The sequence below is a fragment of the Rugamonas sp. genome (assembly GCF_025354735.1).
Taxonomy (GTDB): Bacteria; Pseudomonadota; Gammaproteobacteria; order Burkholderiales; family Burkholderiaceae_D; genus Rugamonas.
The window spans coordinates 1-9,119 of record NZ_JANXMI010000286.1; the positions used below are offsets into that span (position 1 = coordinate 1).

The following is a 9,119-nucleotide window of genomic DNA, read 5'->3' on the forward strand; positions in this document are numbered from 1 at the left end:
CCGCAAGGTGGTGCCGCTCTGGTTGAGCAGACGCATGACGACGGACTCGCCGTGCTGGGTCGGCATGGTCGAGATACGGACGTCGATGCGCTGGCCCTTGACGCGCACGGCGAAGCGGCATGCCCAAGTCGATCCTGGAAAAATTCCGCGCCATCGTGGCCCGGCCCAACGGCCTGGTGCTGGTCACCGGCCCCACCGGCAGCGGCAAGACCACCACGCTGTACTGCGCGCTGGCCGAACTGAACTCGGTGGAAAAGAAACTCATCACCGTCGAAGACCCGGTCGAATACCGGCTGCCCGGCATCAACCAGGTGCAGGTCAACGACAAGATCGACCTGAACTTCGCGCGCGTGCTGCGCTCGGCGCTGCGGCAGGATCCCGACATCGTGCTGGTGGGCGAGATGCGCGACCAGGAAACCGCCCAGATCGGCCTGCGCGCCGCCATGACCGGTCACTTGGTGTTGTCGACGCTGCACACCAATGACGCGCTGAGCACGCCGCTGCGCCTGATGGACATGGGCGTGCCGCGCTACATGGTCGGCAGCTCGCTGCAAGCGGTGCTGGCGCAGCGTCTGGTGCGCAAGATCTGCGAAAGCTGCACCCAGCCCTACGAGCCGACGCCGACCGAATACGAATGGTTGACGCTGGAGCTCGGTGATAAGATCGAGCGGGCCCGCTATTTCCACGGCAAGGGCTGTTCGCACTGCAACGGCATGGGCTATCGCGGCCGCACCGGCGTCTACGAGTTGCTGGAAATGACGCGCGCCGTCGTCGACGCCGCCAACCATCACGACCCGGCTTATTTCATGAAAGTGGCGCAGGCCGAGATGGCCGGCCAGACGCTGCGGCGCCACGCGGTGGCGCTGGTGGTGGCGGGCCGCACCACCGTGTCCGAAGCGATGCGCATCAGCAACCAGACCGAGGATTGACGTGCCTTTCTTTGCCTACAAGGGCCGCAACGCGCGCGGCGAACTGATGCAGGGTGTCCTGGAAGGGGCCGACAGCGGCGCCGTCGCCGACCAGCTGTTCGGCACCGGCGTGACGCCGATCGAGATCACCGTCACCACCCGCGCCGTCAGCGGCGCCGGCGACGTCGGCACCCTGTGGGACAAGCTGACCGAGAAAAAAGTGACGTCGATGGACGTCCAGCTGTTCAGCCGCCAGCTCTACACTTTGCTCAAGGCCGGCGTGCCCATCATGCGCGGCCTGGCCGGCTTGCAGGAGTCGGCCATCAGCAAATCGTTCGGGCGCGTCATCAAGGACTTGCGCGAATCGCTGGACTCCGGGCGCGAACTGTCGGCCGCGATGCGGCGCCACCCCGACATCTTTTCCCAGTTTTATCTGTCGATGGTGCGCGTCGGCGAGATGACGGGCCGGCTCGAAGAAGTGTTCCTGCGCCTGTTCGACCACCTCGAATTCGACCGCGACATGCGCGAGCGCGTCAAGTCGGCCACGCGCTATCCGAGCTTCGTCGTCTTCGCGATGGTGGTGGCGATGGTGATCGTCAACATGTTCGTGATCCCGGCCTTCGTCAAGGTGTTCGAGGGCTTCCACGCCGAACTGCCTTTGATGACGCGCATCCTCATCGCCACCTCCGCCTTCACCGTCAAATACTGGCCGCTGCTGCTGGTGTCGGTGATCGCCGCCTACTTCGGTTTCCGCTCCTGGGTCGGCACCGTGCGCGGCCGCTTCCAGTGGGACAAGTTCAAGCTGCATATTCCCATCGCCGGCAAGATCGTGCTGAAGGGGACGATGGCGCGCTTCGCCCGCAGCTTCGCGCTGTCGAGCCGCAGCGGCGTGCCCATCGTGCAGGCGCTGACGGTGGTGTCGCAGACGGTCGACAACGCTTACCTGTGCGCGCGCATCGAGCAGATGCGCGACGGCGTCGAACGCGGCGAGAGCATCTTGCGCACCTCTGCGGCGGCCGGCGTGTTCACGCCGGTGGTGTTGCAGATGATCGCCGTCGGCGAAGAAACGGGCGCCCTCGACGACCTGATGGACGAGATCGCGCAAATGTACGAACGCGAAGTCGATTATGAATTGAAGACCCTGTCGGCCCAGATCGAGCCGATTTTGATCGCCTTCCTTGGCGCCATGGTGCTGGTGCTGGCGCTGGGCATCTTCCTGCCGATCTGGGACTTGGGGCGCGCGGCGCTGCATAAATAATGCAAGACGGAGTCGGTTCCAATAAAAAAGCAACAATTGTCGCTTTCGAGCAACAACGTGGCGCTGGATTGTTTGAATTTTCCATCGCGGTCTTGGTGGTTGGCATTTTGATCTTTATGCTTCTGCAAAGAATGCAATTTTATCAAGCCGAAGCGGAGCGGGCCGCCGTCCAGCTGGTGGTGGCGAATGTGCGCAGCAGCCTCGATGTCAAGCTGGCGCAGGGTCATTTGCCCGGGCGCACGGTGGATCTGGCGGCATTGACGGGGCAGAATCCGTTGGACTGGTTGGACCATAAACCGGACAACTATGCCGGCGAGTATTTCGCGCCGACGACGCAGGAAGTCGCGCCGGGCAACTGGTATTTCGACCGGCACGACAAGAATCTGGTGTATTTGTTAAATAATCAAAAAACTTTTGGAGATGCTGTGCAGAAACGCCTGAGATTCAAGGTAAAATTATTTCGCTTGCCCTCATCCCCCGCCAAGCCGTCAGGAGCGCCCGATACCAGCGGTGTGACCTTCGATCAAGTAACGGAGTAAAGCGACGCCGCAAAACGGCGACCGCGCCGTTCTGCGAATTTTGAAATACAAGACGATTTGGAGAATTTTGAATGAATAAGCAAACAATGCATGCGATTCGTAAGCAGGGACAAGCCGGTTTTACGCTGATCGAATTGATCGTTGTGATTGTGATCCTGGGCATCCTGGCCGCCACCGCGCTGCCGAAATTCGCCAACCTGGGCGGCGACGCCCGCGTGGCCAGCCTGAACGCGGCACGGGGCGCGTTGCAGAGCGCGGCGTCGACGGCGCACGGCCAGTGGCTGGTTGATCCGACCCGTACCCAGGTAACTCAAGAGGGTACTACGTTCCTCTTCAGTGTGTTGACAACCGTGGGAACTGCGACCAACGTTGCCACCGGTTACCCGACCGCGACTGACAATATTACTGCTCTCAATGGCTTTGCCAATGCCGCAGGTTTGAATATCAATGATTACGCTGTGACTTCCAATGCGACCGCCTCAATCATCGGCGCATCGGGCAACACGCCTGCCATTCCAGCGCACGGCATGGTCATCGTGCCAAAGAGCGTGTCGGCAACGGCGAGCGGCCTGACTTGCTTCATCTCGTACGCGGAAGCAACCGGTGGTCAGAACGGTACCGTTATCACGATCACGCCGCCGGCGATCAGTGCCGTGCCAATCGCGACCGCCTGTCAGTAATCCCAACAGCGGCGCCGTTCAAATCCCGGTTTGAACGGCGCCGCTGACATCATGCCAAGTAGCTTTCCCGCCGCCGTACAACGCCGACCGCGTGGCTTCACGATGATCGAGCTGATTACCGTGATGGTGGTCATGGGCGTGGTCGGGGCCATCGGCGCGGCGCGCTTCTTCGACAAGCGCGACACCGATACCAGCCAATACCTGAACCAGGCCAAGTCCATCATCCGTTATGGCCAGAAAGTGGCCATCGCCCAGCACCGCAACGTCTACGTCAAGCTGAGCGCCAGCAGCGTCGGCCTCTGTTTCCAGCAAACCTGCACCGCCGCCAACGTGGTGCCGGCGCCCGGCGGCGGCAACAGCGCCAGCAGCGTCACCAAGGCACAATGCGTGCTCGGCAGTCCAGCCGTCTACGTCGCCAACTGGATGTGCGAAGCGATGCAGACCGATGTCAGCACCGTCATCGCCGCCACTCCCGCACTGAGCAACGGCATGTTCTATTTCGATTCTTTCGGCCGCCCGTACAACAGCAATGACAGCGCGCCGACGTCCACTTTCACCGGTCCGCTGACGCTGTCGGTCGGCGGCGGCGCGTCGACCTTGGTGGTGACGGTGACGCCAGAAACGGGCTATGTCTATTAGATCCACCAAACAGCCATGGCGCCAGGCGCGCGGGCTGAGCCTGATCGAACTGATTTTATTCATGGTCATCATGGGCATCGCCGCCGCCGGCGTGTTGCAGGTGCTCAGCATGTCGGCCAAGGGCACGGCCGATCCGGTGCGCCGCAAGCAGGGCATGCTGATCGCCGAAGCGCTGCTCGAAGAAATCGAATCGGCGCGCATGACCTATTGCGACCCGGCCGACCCCAACGTGCTGACGGCCACCTCGCCAGCCGCCTGCACGCCCGCCCTCAAGGAGCAGATGGGGCCGGAGACGGCGGCGCCGGCGAACAATGTCCGCCCCTACGACAACGTCAACGATTACCAGAACGTTCTCAACCCCGGCGCCGCGATCACGACCGACGCTTCCGGCGCGCCTTTCGGCACGGCGGGCGGCGGGGCGCAGATGAACGGTTACTCCGCCGTCGTCAGCATCACCGACAACGACACGCTGGGCCCGTCCGGCATGGCGGTCAGCTCGGCGGCCACGAATCCGATGGAATTGCTGCGCATTACCGTCACCGTCACCTACAGCCCCGGCGAAACAGTCGTGGTCGACGGCTACCGCGCGCGCTACGCGCCCAACTCGGTGCCATGACGATGCGCGCATCTACCCGTATCCACTCGCAGCGTCGCCGCGGCCAGCGCGGCTTCACGCTGGTCGAGATGATTATCGTCATGGTCATCACCAGCGTCATCGCCGGCACCATGGTGCTGTTCATCCGCGCGCCGGTGCAAAACTATGTCGACAGCGCGGCCCGCGCCGACATGAGCGACGTCGCCGAACTGGCGATGCGCCGCCTGTCGCGCGAACTGCGCCGCGCCTTGCCGAACAGCTTGCGCGTCCTGCCCGACGGCGCCGGCGGCTATCTGCTGGAATTCATCCCGACCACGGCCGGCGGCCGCTACCTGTCGGTCAACGACGGCTATCCGTCCGCCACCTATCCGGCGCTGGGGCCGGCCGGCGCCACCGTCACGGCCGACGACCCCTCGTTCCGCATGGTCGGACCCTTGCCGGCCACCGCCATCGCCGTCGATGGCAGCAACTACATCGTGGTCTACAACCTCGGCGCCGGCTACGCCAATGCCGACGCCTACGCCGGCAACGATATCTCGGCCATCAACAAGGTCGTCCCCGGCACCAACGTCATCAGCGTCAACGCTGTCGGCGGCAACAGCGTGATCGCCGACAACTCGCCCACGCAGCGTTTCAACGTGGTGACGTCGCCGGTGACGTATAGCTGCAAGCCGAACGCCGTCACCGGCAAGGGCACGCTGACGCGCTATTGGAACTACGGCTTCAAGCCGACCCAGACCGATCCGTCCACGCTGGGCGCGGCCAGCGCGCTGCTGGCCGACAAGGTGTCGGCCTGCTACTTCGACGCCACGTCGATGGCCTACACCCACACCGGCATGGTGTCGCTCAGCATTTCGCTGCGCACGCCCAACAGCAGCGACCCCGACCTGCGCCTGTTCAACCAGATTCACATGGACAACACGCCATGAACCATTACGCCGCCATCCACCGCCTGCGCCGCGCGCGCGGCATCGCCATGGTGACCGCCATCTTCCTGCTGGTGGTGCTGGCCGGGCTGGCCGTGGCCATCGTTTCCGTGACGACCACCCAGCAGGCCAGCCAGTCGATGGACTTGCTCGGCGTGCGCGCCTACCAGGCGGCGCGGGCCGGCATGGAGTGGGCCGTGTATCAGGGCGCGTACACCAAGGCGGGCCAGGCGCCGACGACGTCGACCGCCTTCTGCGGCACCTCGTTCAACAAGATACCGGCGCCGTCGCTGGCCAGCTTCACCGTGACCATCACCTGCATCCAGGAAGCCACGCCCTTGGGCAGCCCGCCCGGCGGCGGCACGGCGCCCACCAGCATGCGCGTGCTGTCGGTGGCCTGCAACCAGCCGGTCGGCGCCGATGCCACGCACCCCGGCACCTGCCCCAACAACAACAATGCCGGCGTCGATTACGTGGAACGTCAAGTCGAAGCGGAAATCTAGCTTGTGCACCAGAAATTGTGTGTTTTTCACCAAGAAATGTGCGTTTGGCAATATAAAAAGTTGAAACTTGAATATAATCAATCAACTAGCGCGTAAACTTAACGTAGAGCCAATCATATCGATATCCGCATGGGTCTTTTCTCAACAGTGAAAAAAAACGAGGGGTGGTTGTCCATCGCCTTTCTGCCCGACGGCATCTGCGTCGGCAGCGCCAAGCGCGTGCGCGACGGCAAAGCGAGCGTCGAGCTGGCGATGTTCTATCCCATCGTGCCGCCTTATTCGGCCGAAACGCTAGAACGCATGGCGCGCGAACTGAAGCTGGCCGGTTTCCGCTGCGGCACCCTGCTCGGCGGCGGCGAGTACCAGATGATTTCGGTCGACGCGCCCAATGTGCCGGCGGACGAACTGAAAACGGCGGTGCGCTGGCGCCTCAAGGACATGCTGGACTTCCACATCGACGACGCCACCATCGACGTGCTCGACATCCCCGTCGACAAGAATCTGGCCAGCCATAATCACCAGATGTTCGCCGTCGCCGCGCGCAGCACGCTGATCGGCACGCGCCAGGCGCTGTTCGACGCGGCCAAGATCAAGCTGAGCGTGATCGACATCCCGGAAATGGCGCAGCGTAATATTTCGGCGCTGCTGGAGCCGGAAGGGCGCGGCCTGGCCATGCTGTCGTTCGACGCCGACGGCGGTTTGCTGACGGTGACCTTCAACGCCGAGTTGTACCTGACGCGCCGCATCGACGTCACGCTGGCGCAGCTGCTGGAAACGAATTCGGACCGCCAGCAAATCTGCTACGACAAGATCACGCTGGAACTGCAACGCTCGCTCGACCACTTCGACCGGCAGTTCCATTTCATCAACGTCGCCAAGCTGATGCTGGCGCCCACCGGCGCGGCCGGCCTGCACGAATACCTGGGCGCCAATCTGTACATGCCGGTCGAGGCGATGGACCTGGCCGACGTGTTCGACCTGGCCAAGGTGCCGGCGCTGGCCGACGTCGCGCAGCAGCAGCGCTTTTTCCTGACGCTGGGCGGCGCGCTGCGCCATGAGGAGACGGCGCTGTGAGCCAGCAAATCAATCTGTTCAACCCCATCTTCCTGAAGCAGAAGAAGGTGTTCGGCGCCGTGCCCATGCTCGAAGCGCTGGGCGTGATCGTGCTCGGCGCGCTGGTGCTGGGCTGGCTGGCGCAGCAGCGCGTGAGCGTGCTCGAGCAGCGCGCCGCCGCCGGCAAAACCATGGTGGCCGAGCGCGAGACGCGCTTGAACAAGGCCGCCGTGCAATTCGCGCCGCGCCAGCGCAGCGCCACGCTCGACAGTGAAGTCGCGGCCGCCGAAGCGGAACTCAACAGCCTGCACCAGGTCGACTCCGTGCTGCACGGCGGCGCGCTGGGCAACACGGCGGGCTACGCCGAATATTTCCGCGCCTTCGCGCGCCAGGACGTCAGCGGCCTGTGGCTGACCGGCGTTTCCATCGTCGGCGCCGGCAACGACATCGGCGTGCAGGGCAGGGCGATGCAGGCCACGCTGATTCCGAATTACATCGCGCGGCTGACGGCGGAAAAAGTCATGAACGGCAAGACCTTCGGCCGCCTGGAAATCGCGCGGCCGGTGGCGGTGCTGAACGCCGCCGCAGGGACCGCAGCCGCCGCTGCGGCCGGCGCCGCCGTTGCCGCGCCGCCGCTGGCGCCGTATGTTGAATTCAGCCTGCAATCGCAGGGCGCGGAGGCGGTCAAATGAAGCAGCAATGGATCAAGCTGACCACCAAGCTCGACGCGATGAGCTTGCGCGAGCGCGCCATGGTGTTCGGCGCCGTCACCGCCAGCATCGCCTTCCTCGGTTATACGATGCTGCTCGAACCTATGCTGGCGCGCCAGAGCACGCTGCTGGCGCAGATCAACCAGCAGCAAAACCAGGTCGCCGGCATCGACGATGAAATCACGCAAAAAGTGAACGCCTTCGCCGCCAATCCGGACGCGGCCGGGCAGGCCCACCTGAAAGCCTTGCAGGCGCAGATAGATGGCGCCCGCGCCAATCTGCGCAATATGCAAAAAGGCCTGGTGCCGCCGGAGCAGATCGTGCCGCTGCTCGAACATCTGTTGCGCGGCAACGGCAAGCTGCGCCTGCTGTCGCTGACCACCTTGCCGGTCAGCGGCTTGAGCGAGGGCGGCTTCAATCCGACCACCGCCAGGGCCGACAAGCCGGCCGTCGCAGCGGTGCCGGCCGCCGTCGCCGCCACCGTGGCCGCCGTCGCGCCGCCGGTCGCCGGCACGCCGCCGGCATCGACCGCCGCCGCGCCCAAACCGCGCGAGCTGCTGTACCGCCACGGCGTGGAAATCGCACTTCAGGGCAGTTATCCCGACATGATTAATTACATGACGGCGCTCGAAGCGCTGCCGTCGCAGCTATTCTGGGGCAAGGCCAAGCTCGACGCCGGACAGTATCCGGCCGTCACGCTGACGCTGACGCTCTACACCATGAGTCTGGATGAGAAATGGATGAAGCTATGAAGCGCGCCGTGCGCATGACGCTGGCGGCGCTGACGTCGCTGGCCGTGCCGGCCTTGCTGTATGCCGGACTGGGCTTGGGCCTCGGCCTGGCCGGCGCCGCGCGCGCGCAAGCGATCACCGATCCTACCCAGCCGCCACCGGAAGCGATGACCACGCCCTCGTCATCGGCCCCGGCGGCGCCCGTAGCGCATGGCCCGCAGCTGCAATCGGTGCTGATCGGAGAGCACGGCCGCGAAGTCGCCGTGATCGACGGCCAGACCGTGCGCGTGGGCCAGAAAATCGACGGCGCGGTGCTCGTTCGCGTCGGCAAGAACGAGGCAGTATTGCAGCGCGGGGCCGTGCGCCAGGTGCTGCATCTTTTCCCTGTCCCCGCAGCAGATGACAAGACCGCCGGCGCCACCACGCCCGCGCACAACAGCAGAGACTAGCATGCAAAAAATCCTCATCCTCCTCGGTGTGGCGATCAGCCTGAGCGCGTGCCAGACGCCGTCCACGCGCGACACCTACGACAAGATCAACGCCGAGGTGGCCAGCGCCGCCAAGCCGTCGCCGTCGG

At 64.2% G+C, this 9,119-nt stretch carries 11 protein-coding genes and 2 pseudogenes; 12 read left to right on the top strand and 1 reads right to left on the bottom strand.

Annotation, left to right across the window (positions count from 1 at the left end; all coding sequences use genetic code 11):
- Positions 1–117: pseudogene (locus tag Q0S71_RS23170) on the bottom strand (ATPase, T2SS/T4P/T4SS family); the annotation flags it as partial.
- Between Q0S71_RS23170 and Q0S71_RS23175 the strand changes: the two are divergent.
- From Q0S71_RS23175 to Q0S71_RS23230, 12 genes and pseudogenes are all read left to right on the top strand, one after another.
- Positions 117–929 (top strand): annotated as a pseudogene (locus tag Q0S71_RS23175) (GspE/PulE family protein); the annotation flags it as partial. The pseudogenes Q0S71_RS23170 and Q0S71_RS23175 sit on opposite strands and share 1 nt — an antisense overlap.
- 1 nt (position 930) lies before the next feature.
- Positions 931–2,166, top strand: coding sequence for a type II secretion system F family protein (locus Q0S71_RS23180; RefSeq protein ID WP_296001043.1), 1,236 nt, complete (start codon positions 931–933; stop codon positions 2,164–2,166).
- Entirely contained in the window at positions 2,166–2,705 is a 540-nt protein-coding gene (locus Q0S71_RS23185) for a hypothetical protein (protein ID WP_296001045.1), read from the top strand. The genes Q0S71_RS23180 and Q0S71_RS23185 overlap by 1 nt, the downstream gene beginning before the upstream one ends.
- Before the next feature lie 71 nt (positions 2,706–2,776).
- Positions 2,777–3,385: a type II secretion system protein gene (locus Q0S71_RS23190; RefSeq protein ID WP_296001046.1), complete on the top strand. Its 609-nt coding sequence runs from the start codon at positions 2,777–2,779 to the stop codon at positions 3,383–3,385.
- Between the two features lie 51 nt (positions 3,386–3,436).
- Positions 3,437–4,024 (top strand): prepilin-type N-terminal cleavage/methylation domain-containing protein, encoded by a 588-nt coding sequence (locus Q0S71_RS23195; protein ID WP_296001049.1) that lies wholly within the window; start codon positions 3,437–3,439, stop codon positions 4,022–4,024.
- A complete protein-coding gene (locus Q0S71_RS23200) occupies positions 4,014–4,640 on the top strand; it encodes a prepilin-type N-terminal cleavage/methylation domain-containing protein (protein WP_296001050.1) in 627 nt (208 codons plus the stop codon). The genes Q0S71_RS23195 and Q0S71_RS23200 overlap by 11 nt, the downstream gene beginning before the upstream one ends.
- 2 nt (positions 4,641–4,642) lie before the next feature.
- On the top strand, positions 4,643–5,548 hold the full coding sequence (locus Q0S71_RS23205; RefSeq protein ID WP_296001051.1) for a prepilin-type N-terminal cleavage/methylation domain-containing protein: 906 nt from the start codon (positions 4,643–4,645) through the stop codon (positions 5,546–5,548).
- Positions 5,545–6,048: an agglutinin biogenesis protein MshP gene (locus Q0S71_RS23210; RefSeq protein WP_296001053.1), complete on the top strand. Its 504-nt coding sequence runs from the start codon at positions 5,545–5,547 to the stop codon at positions 6,046–6,048. Before Q0S71_RS23205 ends, Q0S71_RS23210 begins: the two co-directional genes overlap by 4 nt.
- 168 nt (positions 6,049–6,216) lie before the next feature.
- The gene (pilM, locus tag Q0S71_RS23215; RefSeq protein WP_367185332.1) at positions 6,217–7,122 is read left to right on the top strand and encodes a type IV pilus biogenesis protein PilM; all 906 of its coding nucleotides are present in this window, start codon (positions 6,217–6,219) and stop codon (positions 7,120–7,122) included.
- A complete protein-coding gene (locus Q0S71_RS23220) occupies positions 7,119–7,793 on the top strand; it encodes an MSHA biogenesis protein MshA (protein ID WP_296001056.1) in 675 nt (224 codons plus the stop codon). Before pilM ends, Q0S71_RS23220 begins: the two co-directional genes overlap by 4 nt.
- Positions 7,790–8,563: a type II secretion system protein GspM gene (gspM, locus tag Q0S71_RS23225; protein ID WP_296001058.1), complete on the top strand. Its 774-nt coding sequence runs from the start codon at positions 7,790–7,792 to the stop codon at positions 8,561–8,563. Before Q0S71_RS23220 ends, gspM begins: the two co-directional genes overlap by 4 nt.
- The gene (locus tag Q0S71_RS23230) at positions 8,548–8,991 is read left to right on the top strand and encodes a hypothetical protein (protein ID WP_296001060.1); all 444 of its coding nucleotides are present in this window, start codon (positions 8,548–8,550) and stop codon (positions 8,989–8,991) included. Before gspM ends, Q0S71_RS23230 begins: the two co-directional genes overlap by 16 nt.
- Positions 8,992–9,119 lie beyond the last annotated feature (128 nt).